This window comes from Sphaerisporangium sp. NBC_01403 (assembly GCF_045040145.1).
Classification (GTDB): domain Bacteria; phylum Actinomycetota; class Actinomycetes; order Streptosporangiales; family Streptosporangiaceae; genus Sphaerisporangium; species Sphaerisporangium viridialbum.
The window spans coordinates 292,047-310,128 of sequence record NZ_CP109534.1 but is presented as its reverse complement, the minus strand read 5'-3'; the positions used below and the strand labels follow the sequence as shown (position 1 = coordinate 310,128).

Sequence of the window (18,082 nt, the reverse complement as noted above, 5' to 3'; positions counted from 1 at the left end):
ATCCGGTTAGAGGGCCTCCGGTCCGCGTTCTCCCGTGCGGACCCTGATCACGGTCTCCACGGGGACCGACCAGACCTTGCCATCACCGATCTTGCCGGTCTGGGAGGCCTTGACGATGACGTCGATGACATCCTCGGCGTCCTCCTCCTCGGCGAGCACCTCCACGCGGACCTTGGGCACCAGGTCGACCTGGTACTCGGCACCGCGGTAGACCTCGGTGTGGCCGCGCTGGCGGCCGTAGCCGCTGGCCTCGCTGACCGTCATGCCCTTGACGCCGAACTGCTCCAGGGCCGCCTTGACGTCGTCCAGCTTGAAGGGCTTGATCACCGCTGTGATGAGCCTCATGCGTCTACCTTCTTCGCCACTGATTGGACAGGACCGTTCACCGAGGCGACGCCCGATGCGTGAACGGAGCCGAGGTCGTAGCCGGTCTCGGCGTGGGTGGTGATGTCGATGCCGGTGACCTCGTCCTCTTCAGTGACCCTGAAGCCCATCGTCTTGTCAATGATCTTGCCGATGATCCAGGCGAGGATGAACGAGTAGAGCCCGACGACGACCGGCCCGAGGACCTGCCGCCCGAGCTGCGTGAACCCGCCACCGTAGAACAGACCCTTGGCCTGCGGGTCCAGGAACGGGTAGGCGGCGAGGAAGCCGAGGGAGATCGCGCCGAGCGCTCCGCCGACCAGGTGGACGCCGACCACGTCGAGCGAGTCGTCGAACCCGAGCTTGTACTTCAGGCCGACCGCGTAGGCGCAGACCGCTCCGGCGATGGCGCCGATGACGATCGCGGCCCAGGGGTCGACGAAACCACAGGCCGGGGTGATGGCGACCAGACCTGCGACAGCGCCGGAGGCCACGCCGAGGGTGGTGGAGTGACCGTCGCGGATCTTCTCGACCAGGATCCAGGCGCCGGCGGCGACGGCCGTGGCGATCTGGGTGTTCATGAAGGCGAGGCCGGCGGTGCCGTCGACGGCGAGCTCGGAGCCGGCGTTGAAGCCGAACCAGCCGAACCACAGCAGGCCGACGCCCAGCAGGACCAGCGTGAGGTTGTGCGGGCGCATGGGATCCTTGCGCCAGCCACTGCGCTTGCCGAGCACCAGGGCGAGCGCGAGGCCCGCCGCACCGGCGTTGACGTGGACCACCGTGCCGCCGGCGAAGTCCTCGATGCCGAGCTGGGTGAGCCAGCCGCCGCCCCACACCCAGTGCGCGACCGGGAAGTAGACGATCGTCGCCCAGACCACCGAGAAGACCACCCAGGCGCCGAACTTGGCGCGGTCGGCGATGGCGCCGCTGATCAGGGCCACGGTGATGATGGCGAAGGTGAGCTGGAACGCCGAGAACACCAGGCTCGGCATACCGGTGCCGTCATCCTTGGTGGCGGTGTCGACAAGGCTCTGCAGGCCGACATCCCCGAGTCCGCCGACGAACTTGTTGAGCAAGTCGTTGCCGTTCGGGCCGAAGGCAAGGGAGTGACCGTAGAGGACCCATGCGATCGTTACGGTGATGATGCTGACGAACGACATCATCATCATGTTCAGGACACTCTTGGCCCTGGTCATGCCCCCATAGAAGAACGCGAGACCTGGAGTCATGAGCAGCACCAGTGCGGTGGCCGCGAGCATCCAGGCTGTAGTGCCGCTATCGATCTTCATTCGATGCGACCCTCCTTACAAATGGCGTGTGGCCGATTTCTCCCGCAGTGGGCGCTCCAGGGCTTCATTGACCGGCTGCGCACTGACGTTGGGCGAAAGCGTGTTCTTCTGCCGTTTCAGGTCTTGACCTGGCGTGTTTCACGTACGTGAAACTCACGGGCACGATGTTTCGGCCATGTTTCGGAGGGATCGCCAACCGATATCAGCGCGTCCTTAATATCGCGCCAGGGTGGCGGGAAAGCGGTCATGTGCCGGCTGACCAGCGTCACGACCTGCGGTCATGCGCCGGGAGACCCCACGCGCATGACCGCCGAAAAGGGTGGAAAAAATCCGAAAAGGTGTACGGAACCACCAAGCGCCGCAGGCGCTCAGGCCGCGGCGTGGGCCAGCTTCCGTAAGCGGGCGAGGGCGTCGCGCTCCAGGCGCCGCGCGCGGTCGCGGCCGATGCCGTACCGCTCGCCGACCTCGGTGAGCGTGTGCTCACGCCCGTCGACCAGCCCGTAACGCCAGCGCAACATCTCGCGAGTCTGACCTTCCAGGCCGAGCAGCCAGTCTTCGAGGCGTTCGCGTTCGAGGGTGTCCATCGCCTGCTGCTCGGGGTTGGCCCAGGTGTCGTCGGCGATCATGTCGCCGAGCTCGGTCTCGTCCTCGTCGCCCACGCCGAGCTGCAGCGACACCGGGTCGGAGGCCCAGCGGCGCAGCTCGCGGACCCGCTCGATCGGCAGCTCCAGGACGGCCGCGAGATCGGCGTCGGTCGGCTCGGCGTCCAGCTCGGCCATCATGTCGCGGCGGACCCGCATCAGTCGGGTCATCTGCTCCCCCGCGTGGGTCGGCAGGCGTACAGGCCTGGCCTGCTCGTGGATCGCGCGGCCCACCGACTGGCGGATCCACCACGTGGCGTAGGTGGAGAACTTGTAGCCCCGGCGGTAGTCGAACTTCTCCACGGCCCTGACCAGCCCAAGGTTCCCCTCCTGGACCAGGTCGATCAGCGGCATCCCCCTGCCGGAGTACTTCCTTGCCACCGCGACGACGAGCCGCAGGTTGGCCTGGATGAACTCGTCCTTGGCGCGCTGGCCGGACACCGCGAGCCGTTCGAGCTCCTCGTCGGTGGCGTCGGACGCCTTCGGCTCCGGCACCCCGCTGTCCAGGAGCTGCTCGGCGAAAAGGCCCGCCTCGATGCGCTTGGCGAGCTCGACCTCCTGATCAGCGCTGAGCAGGGGTACCCTTCCGATCTCGGCCAGATAGGTGCCGAGCAGATCTCTGTCGGCCACCTGCTGGTCCTGCGTCCGATTCCCCGTCGGCCTTGCCATTCCTATGGCACCTCGTCTCGCCGCGCCCGCCCTGACGTGCGGGTGGAGTCGGCCCCGCAGGCCCTGAATGCCGGCGCGGCGTCCTCTCCCCCTCTTGCCCGAATCAACGTCCAGTGCACGGCAAAGATTCCCAAAAGAGATACGACCGGAGAATGGTTTCAGTCGTCCTCCTCAGGTATGAGTTCGCACGCGAGAGGCTCAGGGATGCACGGAGAAAAGGCAGATGAACGGCCGGAAATAGCCTCAGGGTGATCGTATGGCGGAGATGGCCCCGGCGAGCATCGCGCCGACGTCCCCCAGCACGTGACCGCCCTCCACGACGACCCGCCGCCCGCCGGAGACGACCGAGTGGACGTCGGAGGCCGTCGCCCCGAAGACGACCGTCTCCCCAGCCGACGCGCTGCCCGCTCCGGCCGTGCGCACCGAGTCCAGGCGCACGGACACGAGGTCGGCCCAGGCTCCCGGCACGATGAAGCCGGCGTCGGGGTGGCCGAGCGAGGCCTGCCCCACCATCGTCGCCGCGCGCAGCAGGTCGGCGGCCGTCCAGTGGCCCCGCTCGCCTGTGGTGAGGCGCTCGCCGAGCTCGACCGCCCTCGCCTCCTCCAGCAGGTCGATCATGGCGTTGCTGTCGGTGCCGAGCGTCACCGGCGACCCCGCGTCGTGCACCCTGCGGGCGGGACCGATGCCGTCGGCGAGGTCCCGCTCGGTGGTGGGGCACACGCAGACGTGGGTCGAGGACCCGCCGAGCAGGGCCACGTCCACGTCCGACAGGTGGGTCGCGTGGACGGCGGTCGTGCGCGGGCCGAGCACCCCGTGCTCGTACAGCACCTGGATCGGGGTCGCGCTGTAGGTCTGGACGCAATGCTGGTTCTCGGTGCGCCGCTCCGAGGCCTGCGTGTGCAGCGGGGCGGCCCTGCGGTGCCCGAACTCCGCCACCACGGGCATCTGCTCCGGCGGGCAGGCGCGCACGGAGTGGACGGCCCCGCCGACCACCACGTCCTCGGCGCGGGCGTACTCGCTCGCCAGGTCGTCCACGCGCTCCGCCCAGCGGTGCGCGTCGCCGTCACCGAAGCGCAGCTGCGTGCCGTCCAGGGGTGCGCCGATGTTCTCGGTGAGGTAGCAGGCGTCCAGCAGGGTGATGCGCAGGCCCGCGTCCCTCGCCGCCTCGATCAGCGCGTGCCCCATCGCGTTGGGGTCGTCGTACCGCCGGCCGCCCTCGCCGTGGTGCAGATAGTGGAACTCCCCGACGGCGGTGATCCCCGCCAGCGCCATCTCGGCGAAGGTGGCTCTGGCGAGGTCGAGGTAGGTGCCGGGGTCGAGCCTGCCGGCCACGGCGTACATGCGCTCGCGCCAGCCGTGGAAGGTCTCGGAACCCGCGTGGGCCTGCCCGCGCAGGGCCCTGTGGAAGGCGTGGGAGTGGGCGTTGGCCATGCCCGGCAGGGTGAGGCCCGCCAGCCGCACCGCTTGGTGCGGCGGCGCGGCGACCCCGCGCTCGACGTCGGCGAACCGGCGGCCCTCCACCCGGACGAGCACGCCCTCGACCGCCTCACCGGGATGCAACCAGGCCAGCTCACACCAGTAGGTCAGGTCGGACACTCCCCCAATCTCTCAGGGAGAAAGTCAACGTTCGTCCTGTTATGCGAATCAATTAGGCCAGGTGCGCTTTATATAGCGAATTCAGGTCACCGGCCCCGCTGTGGGGCGAATTGTGATCTCGGTGATGTGGGCGTCGGGGGTCGCGGTGACGGCCGTGACGACGGCGCGGGCCACGGAGCCGGGAGCCAGATATCTCCCGGGCTCGTATTCGCCGCCCTCCTGCCTGCGCACCTCACGTTGCATGTCGGTGTCCACCCGGCCGGGATAGACGGTGGTGACGCGCAGCCCGTGGGGCTCCTCCTCCTGCCGGAGGGCGTCGGCGAAGGCCCTGAGCGCGAACTTCGCGGCGGCGTAGGCGGCCCAGCCGGGGTTGGCCCGCTGCCCGGAACCGGAGTTGATCGTGACCACGTGACCCCTGGCGGCCCGCAGCGCCGGGAGGAGCAGCCTCGTGAGGTTCGCGACCGCGGTGACGTTCACCTCGAACGACTCACGCCAGGCGTTGACCGGCAGGTCGGCGATCGGGCCGAGCCGTGCCACGCCCGCGCTGTGGACCAGCACGTCGAGCCGGTCGATGTCGGCCACCGCCTCGGCCACCGCGCGCTCGTCGGTCAGCTCGACCGGCCACGGCCGCGCTCCCAGCTCGTCGCAGATCTCCAGCAGCGCCGTGCTCTCACGCCCGCCCACGAGCAGGTCGTGCGTCGGCGCCAGAGCCCGGGCGACGGCCGCCCCCACCCCGCGAGAACCTCCGGTGATCAGCGCGATCGGTCGTCCACTCATGCGCTTCACCCTAGGGGCTTCAGGGGCGCAGGAAGACGCCTGTCTGGTCGGTCATGCGGTCGTGTTCCTCCAGGCGGGCGCGGGTTCGCAGCGGCGCGGCGCCGGCCATCGCCTCCAGCAGCAGCATCGCGAGGGCCAGCGGCGCCGCGTGCGAGTCGCAGACCGCCCTGGCCCCCACCGGAGCGGGCAGCACCTCGTCCGCCGGGAACGGCACGTCGGCCCGGTCGGCGATGACCGCCGTCCGGAAGCCCAGCTTGGCGGCGTACTCCAGCGCGTGCACGGCCTCGGCCGGGTAGCGGGGCAGGACGACGGCGAGCAGCCACTCGGAGCCCGCCCGGCGCGCGGCGTGCAGGCCCTCAGTCAGCTCCGACCCGCCATGGGTCAGCGGCCGGACGTCGGGATGGATGCGCCTGGCGTAGTACGCGAAGGTCGTCACCAGCCCCGAGGAGCCGCGCAGGCCGAGGACGGGCAGCGGCTCGCAGGCCGCGAGCGCCGTGCCCAGCCCCTCGATGCGGCCCGGCAGTCCGTCCGCGCGAACGCCCGGCAGGGCGGAACCGGCGGCCAGGCGGTCGCGGATGGCCGTGAGGTTGCGGATCTCGTGGTCGATCATCTCGTGCAGGAAGCGGGCGCCGTTCGCCTCGCCGTCGCGGCGCGGCCGGTCGGAATCCGCCGCGCCGTCACCGCCGACCACGAGTGGGCGGAGCGCCTGGCGGAGCTCGGGGTATCCGGCGAAGCCGAGGGCCATCGCGAACCGGGTGACCGACGGCTGGCTCACCCCCGCCCGCTCGGCCAGCTCGACGCTCGACAGGAAGACCGCGTCGGGGAGGTTCTCGCTCAGGTACTGCGCGATGCGCCGTTGGACGGGCGACAGGCGCCTGCCCTGGACCAGCCGTTCGAGCCCGTCCGCCACTTCCACCTCCAGCCCCCGGGGCAGCCACCCCGTGATCGACAACGCCGGAGACCGCCTTCCTCATCCCGCCCGGGGCCCGGGTGGCCTCGGGGGTGGGCCGCCGGTGAATGGCCGCATTCATCCTGGAGACCGAAGGGTACCGTCCGGGCGCGGGCGGAGGGCGCGGGCGGGTGTCCCGGTGCTGGTCGAGGCGTGGTCAGGCAACGCCATGCGGCCATTCACGAATAGCAACCGGTCCGCAACCTCATCCGGGAACGCGACACTACGCGTTTCACGTTGCTCTGATCGTGAAGACCCCCGGCTCCTCGCCCGCGTCCCCCTGGCGGCTGCTTCTCACCCACGTCCGCCCGTACAGGTGGACACTGGTGCTGGGCGGGGTGCTCGGCCTGGCAGGCAGCCTCGCGGGGCTCGCCACCCCGCTGGTCGCCAAGAACCTCATCGACTCCTTCGGCCGCGACGTGTCGCTGACCGGCCCGGTGCTCGCCCTGAGCGCGCTGGTCATGGTGGGGGCCGTGATCTCGGCCCTCGGCGGTTACGTCCTGGAGCGCACCGCCGAGAGCGTCGTGCTGAGCGCGCGGCTGCGGCTGGTACGGCGGATGCTGCGGCTACGCGTCCCCGACGTCGACCGGCTGGAGCCGGGTGACCTGCAGTCCCGCGTGACGGCCGACACCACACTGCTGCGGGCGGTGTGCACGACGGGCATCACCAACGGCGTCACGGCGGTGTTCACGCTCGCCGGCTGCGTGGCGCTGATGGCGGCCATGGACGCCGTCCTGCTCCTGGTCACGCTCGCGGTCCTGGTGGCCATCGGGGCGATCAACCTGTTCGTGCTGCCGCGCATCCGCAAGGCCACGAACGCGGCGCAGGCGGCCCTCGGCGAGGTCGGCGCGACGCTCGACCGCTCGCTGCAGGCCTTCCGCACCGTCAAGGCCTCGGGCGCGGAGGAGCGGGAGACCGTCGCGGTCGAGGAGGCCGCGCGGCGGGCCTGGCGCCGCGGGCTCAGCGCGGCCGGCTGGAGCGCCGCGGCCGGCACCTCCACCTGGCTGGCCGTACAGCTCGCCTTCCTGGCGGTGCTGGGCGTGGGCGGCGTCCGGGTGTCGAGCGGCGCCCTTGAGGTGTCCTCGCTCATCGCGTTCCTGCTGTACCTCTTCTACCTGATGGCGCCGATCGCGCAGCTCGTCCAGGCGGCCGTGCAGCTCCAGGCCGGGCTCGCGGTCATCCCCCGCCTGCGCGAGGTGGAGGACCTGCCCTCCGAGCCGGTCGCGCCCGCCGAGATCCCGGCCGCGACCGGCTCGGGCCCGGCCGCGGTGACGCTCTCAGGGGTGAACTTCCGGTACGGCGAGGACCGCCCGCAGGCCCTGCACGACGTGTCCTTCGACATCCCCGCCGGTGGCATGACGGCGCTGGTCGGGCCATCGGGGGCGGGCAAGTCGACGATCTTCGCCCTGCTGGAGCGGTTCTACGAGCCCGGCTCGGGGACGATCGCGGTCGACGGGCGGGACATCCGCGACCTGCCGCTCGCCGGGTGGCGCTCCACCCTCGGGTATGTCGAGCAGGACTCCCCGGTGCTGTCGGGCACCCTGCGGCAGAACCTCGTGTTCGGCGCGCCCGACGCCACCGACGACGAGGTGGCCGAGGTGCTGGGTCGCACCCGCCTGGAGGACCTGGTCCGCCGGCTCCCCGAAGGGCTGGAGACCGCGGTCGGGCACCGGGGGCAGATGCTGTCGGGCGGCGAGCGCCAGCGGGTGGCGATCGCCCGGGCCCTGCTGCGCACGCCCCGCCTGCTCCTTCTGGACGAGGCCACCTCCCAGCTCGACGCCGTGAACGAGATGCGGCTGCGTGACGTGATCACCGAGGTGGCGGGCACGACCACGGTGCTCGTCATCGCGCACCGGCTCTCCACCGTCACCACCGCCGACCGCATCGTCGTCCTCTCCGACGGCCGGGTGCGGGCGGTGGGCACGCACAGGGAGCTCCTCGCCCAGGACGGCCTCTACCGCGAGCTCGCCACCACCCAGTTCCTCGCCAACGCCGAGACGCTTCCCGGCTGACGGCGGGCCCCGTCAGGCAAGGAGCACTGGGGCGAGCTGGTGGAGGTGGTCCGAGCATTCGTCCAGGTCGCGGGCCAGCGGCTGGACGCACACGTGGTCGGCTCCGGCCTCGTGGTGGGCGCGGACCCGGCCGGCGATGGTCTCCGGATCGCCCCAGGCCACGATCGCGTCCACGAGGGCGTCGCTGCCGCCGCCCGCGAAGTCGTCGTCGGTCCAGCCCATCTCGCGCAGGCTGTTCAGGTAGTTCGGCAACTTCAGATAGAAGGCCATGTAGTCGCGGGCGATGGCGCGGGCCCGGTCGGGGCCGGTGCTCAGCACGACGGCCTGCTCGGGAACGAGCAGGCTGCCGGGGCCGAGGATCTCCCGAGCCCTCGCGGTGTGCTCGGGGGTGACGAAGTAGGTGTGGGCCCCCTGGGCGCGCTCGGCGGCGAGCCGCAGCATCCTCGTCCGCAGGGCGGCCAGCACCCGGGCGGGCGGCTCGGGCAGCGGGGCGTCGTAGGGAGCCTTGTCCATGGCGTCCAGGTACGTGCGCATGGTCTCGACCGGCTTGCCGTAGTCGTGCCCGCGGGGGGCCACCAGCGGGGCGTGGCTCACGCCGAGGCCCAGGACGAAGCGGCCCCCCGACGCCTCGGCCAGGGCGTTCGCCCCGGAGACCGCGGCCGCCGCGTCCCGCGCGTAGATGTTGGCGATGCCGGTCGCGACCACGAGCCGTTCGGTGCCCGTCAGCAGGATCGCGGAGTTGACCAGGGATTCCTTGCCGCCGAGCAGCTCGGCGATCCACAGGGCCCCGTAGCCGAGCTCCTCGATGGTCGCGGCGGCCCTGCGGCTCCTCTCGGCGGACTCCTGGCCGAGCAGCGAGAGCCACACGCCTACCTTGCCGATGCGCTGCTTGACTGCCGCGAGGTCCACGGTCTGGTTGTTCGGCATGGATCGCCCCCTCCGGTCCTGGTCACGGTAGGAGCCTTCCCTGCGCGGCTTGCCGGCCACGCCGACATTGTCCGATTCAAGGCGAGATGTGTACCAAGAGCATCCGTCCTCGCCGAGCCGCCTGGCCCGCCCGTAGGATCCACGCATGGAGCGGGCACTGATCTGGCTGCACGGCGGCGCATGGATGAAGCGGCACGCCGGCGAGCGGTCGCGCGAGATCCTGGCGGCTCACGGCCTCGACGTCGTGCCGGTCAACCACCGGCTGAGCGGCGAGGCCACCTGGCCCGCGCAGCTCGACGACGTACGGGCCGCCGTGCGCGAGCTCCGTGCCGAGCGGCCCGGCGTGCGGGTGCTGGTGGCGGGAAGGTCCTCGGGCGCACACCTGGCGCTCCATCTGGGCCTGCGCGGCGTCGACGCCCCCGACGACGTGGCCGCCGTGATCGCCTGTTCCCCTCCTGTAGACCCGCTGGCCGCCGACTGGCCCGAGCCGCGCGTCGCGGGAAGCCCCTGGGCCCGGCTGCTCGGCCACGTCCCCGTCGCGGGGGACGATCTCACCGCTGACGTCACCCCGACCAACCACGTGGGCAACGGGGTGCCCGTGCTGCTGCTCCACGGGGCCGGGGACACCACGGTCCCCCCGACCCAGACGCTCGACCTGGCGAACGCGCTGCTGGCCTCGGGTCACCCCGTGACGGCCTATCTCGCGCCCGGGGATCACGACCTCGACCTGGGCGCGGACGACATCCGTCAGGTCATCGCGTCGTTCCTGCACGCTCAGTGACGGACGCCGTACTCCCGGCGGATCTCGTTCGCGGTCTCCTTGATCTGGTCCTGTGTCCGGAGGAGCCGGGCCTCGGCCTCCTCGGTGCGCGCCTCGGCCGCCATGGTGCGGTTACCGGTGCCGGCGCCGAGCCGCCGCTTCGCCCGTGCCTTCAGCTCGCGCATCTTCCACTTGTCCATGAAGCCCATCGCGCTTCGCCTCCCTGATAGCGGTCACGTTCGCTCCCGCACACTGCCCCGGGATTCGCGAACCATGCGCACCTCAGGCGTCATCGCACCTCAAAGGGCTCATTTCGCCCTGCGCTCGCCGCTCCAGGCCGAGGGCAGGTCGTGGCGGCCGGAGACGAACTCCTGGACGCTGATCTTCACCCTGATCGCCGGGCGGCGCCAGCGGTTCTCGCGGTGGACGGCCTTGGCCATCTTGGACGGTCTCGGCCTGCGCGACCCGGGCGCGAAGAACCAGTGGGCCCACGGCGAGCCGGGACGCGCCAGCCGTATCGCCCCGGCGATCAGCAGGACCGGCGCGAACAGGCCCGCGAGACCGGTCCAGATCTTGCCCTTCAGCAGGGTGACGACCGCGAGCACGAGGTTGACGACCAGAAGGAGCACCGCCGTCCACCTCCCGCTCGGCGACGGGTCCGGCGCCTCCCAGCCGAAAGGACGCAACCCCAGCAGCAGGAGCAGCGTCACCGCGATCGCGACGAACACCGCGTCGACCGAGGTGCGCCCCTCCTCGGACCAGTAGACGTCCCGGAGGTGCAGGATCAGGGCGAACTCGTCCAGCACCAGGGCGGCTCCGACCCCGAACAGGGCCGCGGTCATGGCGTACCAGCCTGGCGACAGCCCGGCCGTCACCAGCCCGGCGACGCCGCCGAAGAGCATGAGCACCACGCCGAACACGACGTGGTGGACGTGGACGTCGCCGACGTTGACGTTGCGGAACCATCCGACCCTGGCCCGGATCAGCCGGACGTTGACCCGCGTGAACAGGAACGTGACGATGAGCGCCGTCAGGAAGCAGAAGAGCGGCAGCCTTCCGCTGTCGACGATCCGCTCGTGAAACCAGATCCCCACAGGCATCCCCCAGTACCGATGCTACGGTCCCGCCGGGAGTGATCCCCCGGCCGAAGGCCGCCGACCCGCGCCGAGCGAAGGGACATTCCGGACAGGGGTGATTGAGGGGCAGGTCAGGGGGGCTTGCCTCAGGCCAGGAAGGCGCGCAGGAGCGCGGCGGTGCCCTCCAGATGCTCCACGACGGCCTTCCTCGCCGCCTCCGGGTCGCCCGCGAGGATCGCGGCGACCATCGCGGCGTGCTGCGCGCCCGAGTGGTCGATGTTGGGCCCGAGCACGGGGATGGCGTTCAGCAGGTCGGTCACCCGCAGCCTGGCGTCCGCGCCGGCCGCCGCCAGCAGGGCCGACCCGGTCAGCTCGGCGATCGACAGATGGAAGGCCGTGTCCAGCCGCCGGTAGTCGGCGGGCGCGGCGTCGTTGACGTCGGCGAGGCGGCGTTCCAGCGTCGCCTTCTGCTCCTCGGTGAGGTCCATGGCGGCCAGGACCTGGGCGGCTCCGCACTCGATCGCCATGCGGAAGGTCAGCGCGTCGGCGAGGTCGGAGGCGCCCATCTCGTTGACGGCCCTGCGCAGGTCGCCCTGGCCCGGGTGCGGGGGTTCGTAGACGACGAACGCTCCCCCGTAACGGCCGCGCCGTACGTCGAGGTAGCCGGCGTCCTGCAGCGCCCGGATCGCCTCCCGGAGCGTGACCCGGCTGATGCCGAGCTGGACGGCGAGGTCGCGCTCGGCGGGGAGTTTCTCGCCTGGACCGACCACGCCGAGCTTGATCGCCTGGAGCAGCCGCTCCACCGTCTCCTCGAAGGCGTTGCCCGCCCGGACGGGCCCGAGGAGCGCGACGAGCTGGGGCTCGCCCATCACTTCCCCCCTAGACCGGCTGCAATGGTTCGAGATTAGTCCATTCGACGGCTCAAGTGTCCTGAACCGTTGACGCGAGACCGCCGCTGGTGCTTGCATGCCTCCAATGGTCTGTTTCCAGACTTTTGCGGGAGGGAAGCGCCGTGCTCACCGTCGACCAACTGCGTGACGAGGTGTCCGCCGGGCGGGTGGACACCGTGCTTCTGGCCATCGCCGACATGCAGGGACGCCTCCAGGGCAAGCGGCTGTCCGCGCGGTACTTCCTGGAGGAGGTGCTGGACCACGCGGCCGAGGGGTGCAACTACCTCCTCGCGGTGGACGTCGACATGAACACCGTCGACGGCTACAGCATGTCGTCCTGGGAGCGCGGCTACGGCGACTTCGTGATGAAGCCCGACCTGTCCACCCTGCGCCGGGTGCCCTGGCAGGAGGGCACGGTCATGCTGATGGCCGACCTGCTCTGGGAGGACGGCTCCGACGTCACCGCCTCCCCCCGCCAGATCCTGCGCGGGCAGCTCGCCCGCCTCGCCGAGCGCGGCTGGGCGGCGTACGTCGGCACCGAGCTGGAGTTCGTGGTCTACAACGACAGCTACGAGAGCGCCTGGTCCAAGGCCTACCGCGACCTCACGCCCGCCAACCAGTACAACGTCGACTACTCGCTGCTCGGCGGCGCCCGCGTCGAGCCCCTGCTGCGCCGGATCAGGCTCGGCATGGAGGGCGCGGGGATGTACGTCGAGTCGGCCAAGGGCGAGTGCAACCTCGGGCAGCACGAGATCGCCTTCAGGTTCACCGAGGCGCTCGCCACCTGCGACAACCACTCGATCTACAAGAACGGGGCCAAGGAGATCGCCGCCCAGGAGGGGATGTCGATCACCTTCATGGCCAAGCCGAACCAGCGTGAGGGCAACTCCTGCCATATCCACATCTCCCTTCGCACGGCGGACGGCGAGCCGGTCATGGCGGGGGACGGCGGGCACGGGCTGTCGAAGGTCGGAGAGCATTTCATCGCGGGCCAGCTCGCCGCCATGCGCGAGCTCACGCTGCTGTACGCGCCCAACATCAACTCATACAAGAGGTACGTCCCCGGAAGCTTCGCCCCCACGGCGGTCAAGTGGGGTGTGGACAACCGCACCTGCTCCCTGCGGCTGGTCGGGCACGGGCCCTCGCTCCGCATCGAGAACCGCGTGCCCGGCGGGGACGTCAACCCCTACCTCGCGGTGTCGGCGCTGGTCGCCGCGGGCCTGCACGGCATCGAGAACGAGCTGCCGCTGGAGGACGCGTACGGCGGCAACGCCTACACCGCGGGCGCCGAGACCGTGCCCGCCACGCTGCGCGACGCGCTCACCCTGTGGGAGGGTTCGAAGATCGCCAAGGACGCGCTGGGCGAGCAGGTCGTCGAGCACTACGCGAACAACGCCCGGGTCGAGCTGGCCGCCTTCGAGGCGGCCGTCACGGACTGGGAGCTTTTCCGGGGATTCGAGCGGATGTGACATGAAGATCATCAACCCTGCCACCGAGGACGTGCTCGCCGACGTCGAGCTCGCCGACCTGGCCGAGACCGACCGCGCGGTGGAGCGTGCCAGGAAGGCGTTCCCCGCCTGGCGGGACGTGGCGCCCGGCGACCGCGCGCGGCTGCTCCGGCGCTTCGCCGACCTGGTCGACCGCCACGGCGACGAGCTGGCCGGCCTGGAGCTCGCCAACGCGGGCCACCCGATCGGCAACGCCCGCTGGGAGGCCGGCAACGTCCGCGACGTGCTGCACTTCTACGCGGGCGCGCCCGAGCGCAACCACGGCATGCAGATCCCGGTGGCGGGCGGGGTGAACATCACGTTCGCCGAGCCGCTCGGCGTCGTCGGGGTGATCGTGCCGTGGAACTTCCCCATGGTGATCATGACCTGGGGGGCGGCCCCGGCGCTGGCGGCCGGCAACACCGTCATCGTGAAACCCGCCGAATGGACCCCGCTGACGGCTCTGAGGCTGGCGGAGCTGGCCCTCGAAGCCGGCCTCCCCGAGGGGGTGCTCCAGGTGCTGCCTGGACCAGGGGAGGTCGCGGGGGCCCGGCTCGTGGAGCACCCCAGCGTCAACAAGATCGTGTTCACCGGGTCGACCGAGGTCGGGAAGCTGATCGCCGCCAGGGCCGCGCAGAACGTCAAGAGGCTCACGCTGGAGCTCGGCGGCAAGAGCGCCAACGTGGTGTTCGCGGACGCCGACCTGGAGCAGGCCGCGGCCAGCGCGCCCTCGGCGGTCTTCGACAACAGCGGGCAGGACTGCTGCGCGCGCTCGCGGATCCTGGTGGAGCGCTCCGTGTACGAGGAGTTCCTCGACCGGCTCGGCACGGCCGTCGGGGGCCTGAAGGTGGGCGACCCGCTCGATCCGGGCACGGACATGGGGCCGCTGATCAGCGCCGAGCACCGCGAACGGGTCGCGTCGTTCGTCACCGGCACGCCGCGCTTCCAGGGCTCGTGCCCGTCCGGCAGGGGTTTCTGGTTCCCGCCGACCGTGCTGACCCACGACTCGCTGGACGACCGCGCGTTCACGGACGAGATCTTCGGGCCGGTCGTGAGCGTGGTCCCGTTCGAGGACGAGGCGGACGCCGTACAGCTCGCCAATAACACGAAATATGGGCTTTCGGGGTCTATCTGGACCCGGGACGTGGGGCGGGCACTCCGGGTGGCCCGCGCGGTCGAGGCGGGGAACCTCTCCGTCAACTCCCACTCGTCCGTGAGGTACTGGACGCCCTTCGGCGGCTTCAAGCAGTCTGGCCTCGGCCGCGAACTGGGGCCGGACGCGCTGGCCGCCTTCACCGAGACCAAGAACGTCTTCATCGCCCACTGATCCCGGGCTCCGCCCGGGCGGCTCTAGTTCACCCAAGCACCAGGGAGTTCGTCACTATGCAACGTCTGCGGGACCGCGTCGCCGTGATCACGGGGGCGGCGGGCGGCATCGGCCTCGCCACGGCACGCCGCTTCGCCGAGGAGGGCGCGAAGGTCGTGTGCGCCGACCTCGACGAGGACGGCGGCGCCAAGCTGGCGGACGAGGTGGGCGGCCTGTTCGTCCGCACCGACGTCACCAGCGAGGAGGACGTCAGCCGGATGTTCGAGACGGCCTTCGAGACCTACGGCAGCGTGGACATCGCGTTCAACAACGCGGGCATCTCGCCCCCCGACGACGACTCGATCCTGACCACCGGCATCGAGGCCTGGAAGCGGGTTCAGGACGTCAACCTGACCAGCGTGTACCTCTGCTGCAAGCACGCCATCCCGTACATGCGGCGGCAGGGCAAGGGCTCGATCATCAACACCGCGTCGTTCGTGGCGGTGATGGGCTCCGCGACGTCCCAGATCTCCTACACCGCCTCCAAGGGCGGCGTGCTCGCCATGTCGCGCGAGCTGGGCGTCCAGTTCGCGCGCGAGGGCATCAGGGTCAACGCGCTGTGCCCCGGGCCGGTCAACACCCCGCTGCTGCAGGAACTGTTCGCCAAGGACCCCGAGCGCGCCCAGCGGCGCCTGGTCCACATCCCGGTGGGCCGCTTCGCCGAGGCCTCCGAGATCGCCGCCGCCGTCGCGTTCCTCGCCTCGGACGACGCGAGCTTCATCACCGGGGCCGAGTTCCTGGTGGACGGCGGCATCTCCGGCGCCTACGTGACCCCGCTTTAGCCCATGCCGCGACCCGTCATCGGCATCACCTGCTACGTCGAGCCCGCCGCCTTCACCGTGTGGCGGATGCCGGCCGCGCTGCTGCCGTACACCTATGTGGAGCACGTCGTCAGGGCGGGTGGCCAGCCGGTCATCCTGCCCCCGGCGGGCGACCCCGCGCCGCTGGTCGAGCGGTTGGACGGCCTGATCGTGGCGGGCGGCGGCGACGTCGATCCCGGCAGGTACGGGGAGCAGCCGCACCACCAAACCGGATACGTCCGGAAATTTCGTGATGAGGCGGAGTTCGAGCTGGTCGGCGCGGCACTGGAAGCAGAGCTCCCCTTCCTCGGCATCTGCCGAGGGCTCCAGGTGCTGAACGTGTCGCTGGGCGGCAGCCTCCACCAGCACCTGCCCGACGTGGTGGGCCACAGCGGCCACTCCCCCGCCCCCGGCGAGTTCGGCCACCTGCCCGTACGGCTGGCGCCCGGCAGCGCGATCGCCGGCGTGCTGGGCGCCGAGGAGGCCGCCGCCGCCCACTACCACCACCAGGCGACCGACCGCCTCGGTGAGGGCCTCGCGGTGTCCGCCACCTCGGACGACGGCACGGTCGAGGCGGTGGAGCTCGCCGGGCACCCCTTCACGCTGGGCGTCCAATGGCATCCCGAGGCCGGCCAGGAAGGTCACCTGTTCGAGGCGCTGGTCGCCGCAGCGTCGGCCGGGCGGTCTTGGTAAGGTGAGCGGGAACACCGATGATCCCGTGCGGGAGAGCGTCCTGACATCCGGTCAGGACCCCTGAAGGAGCAAGTCCTCCCCGCGAACCTCACAAGGCAAAGGACCGCGCGGGCCAGGTGATCTCTGGAAAGCAGGCTCCCTCCACGGGGCCTCGCCGAAGGTGAAAGTCCGGTAAAACCCGGGCGAAACTCTCAGGCACCGATGACAGAGGGGGAGGATGCTCTCATCCAACCCTGTCTGAGGTGCGCATCATGTCCAGACCCACACCGCTCCGCGAGGTGCACGAGAGCCTCGGCGCGACGCTCACCGACTTCGCCGGCTGGCTGATGCCGCTGCGCTACGGCAGCGAGTCCGCCGAGCACAACGCGGTGCGCACGGCCGCCGGGCTTTTCGACCTCTCCCACATGGGCGAGATCTTCGTCACCGGCCCGCAGGGGGGCGAGGCGCTGGACCACGCGCTGGTCGGCCACCTGTCGGTGCTGGAGCCCGGCCGCGCCCGCTACACCATGATCTGCGCCGCCGACGGCGGCGTGCTGGACGACCTGATCGTCTACCGGCTGGCCCCCGAGGAGTTCCTCGTCGTGGCCAACGCCTCCAACTACGAGCGGGTGACCGCCGAGCTCACCGAGCGGGCCCGCGGGTTCGAGGCCGAGGTCGACGACCGGTCCGACCGCTACGCGCTGATCGCCATCCAGGGTCCGCGCGCCCAGGAGATCCTCAGCGCGCTCACCGACGCCGACCTGGCCGGCCTGAAGTACTACGCGGGGCTGCCTGGCACCGTCGCAGGAGCCGAGGCCCTCATCGCCCGCACCGGGTACACCGGCGAGGACGGCTTCGAGCTCTTCGTCGCCGCGCAGGACGCCGCGCCGCTGTGGCAGGAGCTCACCAAGGCGGGCGACGCGTACGACCTGCGCCCCGCCGGGCTGTCCGCCCGCGACACGCTCCGCCTCGAGGCCGGCATGCCCCTGTACGGCAACGAGCTGAACGCCGGGCTGACCCCCTTCGACGCGGGCCTCGGCCGGGTCGTGAAGTTCGACAAGCCGGGCGACTTCGTCGGCCGCGCGGCGCTCGCGCCGCTGAAGGACGTGCCTCCGCGCCGGCGCCTCACCGGCCTGGTCGCGCGTGGCCGCCGAGTGCCGCGCCACGGCTACCCTGTGGTGCTGCTGACTGACGGCACCGTCGTTGGGGAGGTCACCAGCGGCGCGCCCTCGCAGTCCCTCGGCAAGCCGATCGCGATGGCCTACGTGGACACCAATGTGTCCGAAGGACTCGCGGTCGACATCCGTGGTAGCCATGAACCGGTCGACGTGGTTGACCTGCCTTTTTACCGGAGGAGCATGTGAGCAGCATTCCCGAGGAGCTCAGCTACACCAAGGAGCACGAGTGGGTGGCCGGGCTCGACGACGGCCTCACCGTGACCGTGGGGATCACGGCGTTCGCCGCCGACGCGCTGGGTGACGTGGTCTACGTCCAACTGCCGGAGACGGGTGCGACCGTCGAGGCCGGGGACGCCATCGGAGAGGTCGAGTCCACCAAGTCCGTGAGCGACATCTACGCGCCGGTGACGGGCGAGGTCGTCGAGGTCAACCAGACCGTCGTGGACGACCCCTCCCTGGTCAACTCCGACCCGTACGGCGAGGGCTGGCTGTTCCGCGTGCGCATCGAGGGAACCCCCGAGGATCTGCTCAGCGCCGAGGAGTACACCACCGTCACCACCGCCGAGTCCTGACGACCCCGGCCGTCCCGCCGTCCGCCACCGAGCGCCATCACCCCGGCGAGCCGTCCGT

18 protein-coding genes and 1 riboswitch are annotated in these 18,082 nt (G+C 70.9%); of the genes, 8 read left to right on the top strand and 10 right to left on the bottom strand.

The features are described 5' to 3' along the window. Nucleotides 1-6: 6 nt before the first annotated feature. From OG589_RS01290 to OG589_RS01265, 6 genes are all read right to left on the bottom strand, one after another. A complete protein-coding gene (locus tag OG589_RS01290) occupies nt 7-345 on the bottom strand; it encodes a P-II family nitrogen regulator (RefSeq protein ID WP_405145374.1) in 339 nt (112 codons plus the stop codon). Next, nucleotides 342-1,652 carry an ammonium transporter gene (locus OG589_RS01285; protein WP_405145372.1) on the bottom strand — a complete coding sequence of 437 codons (1,311 nt, stop codon included), beginning with the start codon at nt 1,650-1,652 and terminating at the stop codon, nt 342-344. The genes OG589_RS01290 and OG589_RS01285 overlap by 4 nt, the downstream gene beginning before the upstream one ends. Nucleotides 1,653-2,020: 368 nt before the next feature. After that, complete coding sequence (locus OG589_RS01280) at nt 2,021-2,923, bottom strand: RNA polymerase sigma factor RpoD/SigA (protein WP_405145370.1); 903 nt, start codon at nt 2,921-2,923, stop codon at nt 2,021-2,023. A 282-nt stretch (nt 2,924-3,205) separates the two neighbouring features. Further along, nucleotides 3,206-4,558: a formimidoylglutamate deiminase gene (locus tag OG589_RS01275; RefSeq protein ID WP_405145369.1), complete on the bottom strand. Its 1,353-nt coding sequence runs from the start codon at nt 4,556-4,558 to the stop codon at nt 3,206-3,208. An 81-nt stretch (nt 4,559-4,639) separates the two neighbouring features. Next, a complete protein-coding gene (locus OG589_RS01270; RefSeq protein WP_405145367.1) occupies nt 4,640-5,335 on the bottom strand; it encodes an SDR family oxidoreductase in 696 nt (231 codons plus the stop codon). Between the two features lie 19 nt (nt 5,336-5,354). After that, a complete protein-coding gene (locus tag OG589_RS01265; RefSeq protein ID WP_405145366.1) occupies nt 5,355-6,287 on the bottom strand; it encodes a MurR/RpiR family transcriptional regulator in 933 nt (310 codons plus the stop codon). Between the two features lie 245 nt (nt 6,288-6,532). Here OG589_RS01265 and OG589_RS01260 point away from each other — a divergent pair, with 245 nt between their 5' ends. Next, nucleotides 6,533-8,296: an ABC transporter ATP-binding protein gene (locus OG589_RS01260; protein WP_405145364.1), complete on the top strand. Its 1,764-nt coding sequence runs from the start codon at nt 6,533-6,535 to the stop codon at nt 8,294-8,296. 12 nt (nt 8,297-8,308) lie between these two features. On the opposite strand, the gene OG589_RS01255 is transcribed toward OG589_RS01260, so the two are convergent. Continuing rightward, nucleotides 8,309-9,223 carry an LLM class F420-dependent oxidoreductase gene (locus OG589_RS01255; RefSeq protein ID WP_405145363.1) on the bottom strand — a complete coding sequence of 305 codons (915 nt, stop codon included), beginning with the start codon at nt 9,221-9,223 and terminating at the stop codon, nt 8,309-8,311. Nucleotides 9,224-9,368: 145 nt separating this feature from the next. On the opposite strand from OG589_RS01255, the gene OG589_RS01250 reads away from it, so the two are divergent. Continuing rightward, complete coding sequence (locus tag OG589_RS01250; RefSeq protein WP_405145361.1) at nt 9,369-10,004, top strand: alpha/beta hydrolase fold domain-containing protein; 636 nt, start codon at nt 9,369-9,371, stop codon at nt 10,002-10,004. Here OG589_RS01250 and OG589_RS01245 read toward each other — a convergent pair. The 3 genes from OG589_RS01245 to OG589_RS01235 all read right to left on the bottom strand — a co-directional run bounded on the left by OG589_RS01245 (nt 9,998) and on the right by OG589_RS01235 (nt 11,928). Then, nucleotides 9,998-10,192, bottom strand: coding sequence for a hypothetical protein (locus OG589_RS01245; protein WP_405145360.1), 195 nt, complete (start codon nt 10,190-10,192; stop codon nt 9,998-10,000). The two genes, OG589_RS01250 and OG589_RS01245, sit on opposite strands and share 7 nt — an antisense overlap. Nucleotides 10,193-10,291: 99 nt before the next feature. Further along, a complete protein-coding gene (locus OG589_RS01240) occupies nt 10,292-11,077 on the bottom strand; it encodes a hypothetical protein (protein ID WP_405145358.1) in 786 nt (261 codons plus the stop codon). Nucleotides 11,078-11,205: 128 nt separating this feature from the next. Further along, nucleotides 11,206-11,928 carry a FadR/GntR family transcriptional regulator gene (locus tag OG589_RS01235; RefSeq protein WP_405145356.1) on the bottom strand — a complete coding sequence of 241 codons (723 nt, stop codon included), beginning with the start codon at nt 11,926-11,928 and terminating at the stop codon, nt 11,206-11,208. A gap of 143 nt (nt 11,929-12,071) precedes the next feature. On the opposite strand from OG589_RS01235, the gene OG589_RS01230 reads away from it, so the two are divergent. From OG589_RS01230 to gcvH, 6 genes are all read left to right on the top strand, one after another. After that, complete coding sequence (locus OG589_RS01230) at nt 12,072-13,418, top strand: glutamine synthetase family protein (RefSeq protein WP_405145354.1); 1,347 nt, start codon at nt 12,072-12,074, stop codon at nt 13,416-13,418. 1 nt (nt 13,419) lies between these two features. After that, complete coding sequence (locus OG589_RS01225) at nt 13,420-14,763, top strand: aldehyde dehydrogenase family protein (protein WP_405145353.1); 1,344 nt, start codon at nt 13,420-13,422, stop codon at nt 14,761-14,763. 56 nt (nt 14,764-14,819) lie between these two features. After that, nucleotides 14,820-15,584 carry a 3-oxoacyl-ACP reductase gene (locus tag OG589_RS01220; protein ID WP_405145352.1) on the top strand — a complete coding sequence of 255 codons (765 nt, stop codon included), beginning with the start codon at nt 14,820-14,822 and terminating at the stop codon, nt 15,582-15,584. A 3-nt stretch (nt 15,585-15,587) separates the two neighbouring features. After that, nucleotides 15,588-16,295, top strand: coding sequence for a gamma-glutamyl-gamma-aminobutyrate hydrolase family protein (locus tag OG589_RS01215; RefSeq protein WP_405145350.1), 708 nt, complete (start codon nt 15,588-15,590; stop codon nt 16,293-16,295). 18 nt (nt 16,296-16,313) lie between these two features. After that, nucleotides 16,314-16,411, top strand: a riboswitch (glycine riboswitch). Between the two features lie 135 nt (nt 16,412-16,546). Continuing rightward, nucleotides 16,547-17,638: a glycine cleavage system aminomethyltransferase GcvT gene (gcvT, locus tag OG589_RS01210; protein ID WP_405145348.1), complete on the top strand. Its 1,092-nt coding sequence runs from the start codon at nt 16,547-16,549 to the stop codon at nt 17,636-17,638. Beyond that, nucleotides 17,635-18,024, top strand: coding sequence for a glycine cleavage system protein GcvH (gcvH, locus tag OG589_RS01205; RefSeq protein WP_405145346.1), 390 nt, complete (start codon nt 17,635-17,637; stop codon nt 18,022-18,024). Before gcvT ends, gcvH begins: the two co-directional genes overlap by 4 nt. Nucleotides 18,025-18,082 lie beyond the last annotated feature (58 nt).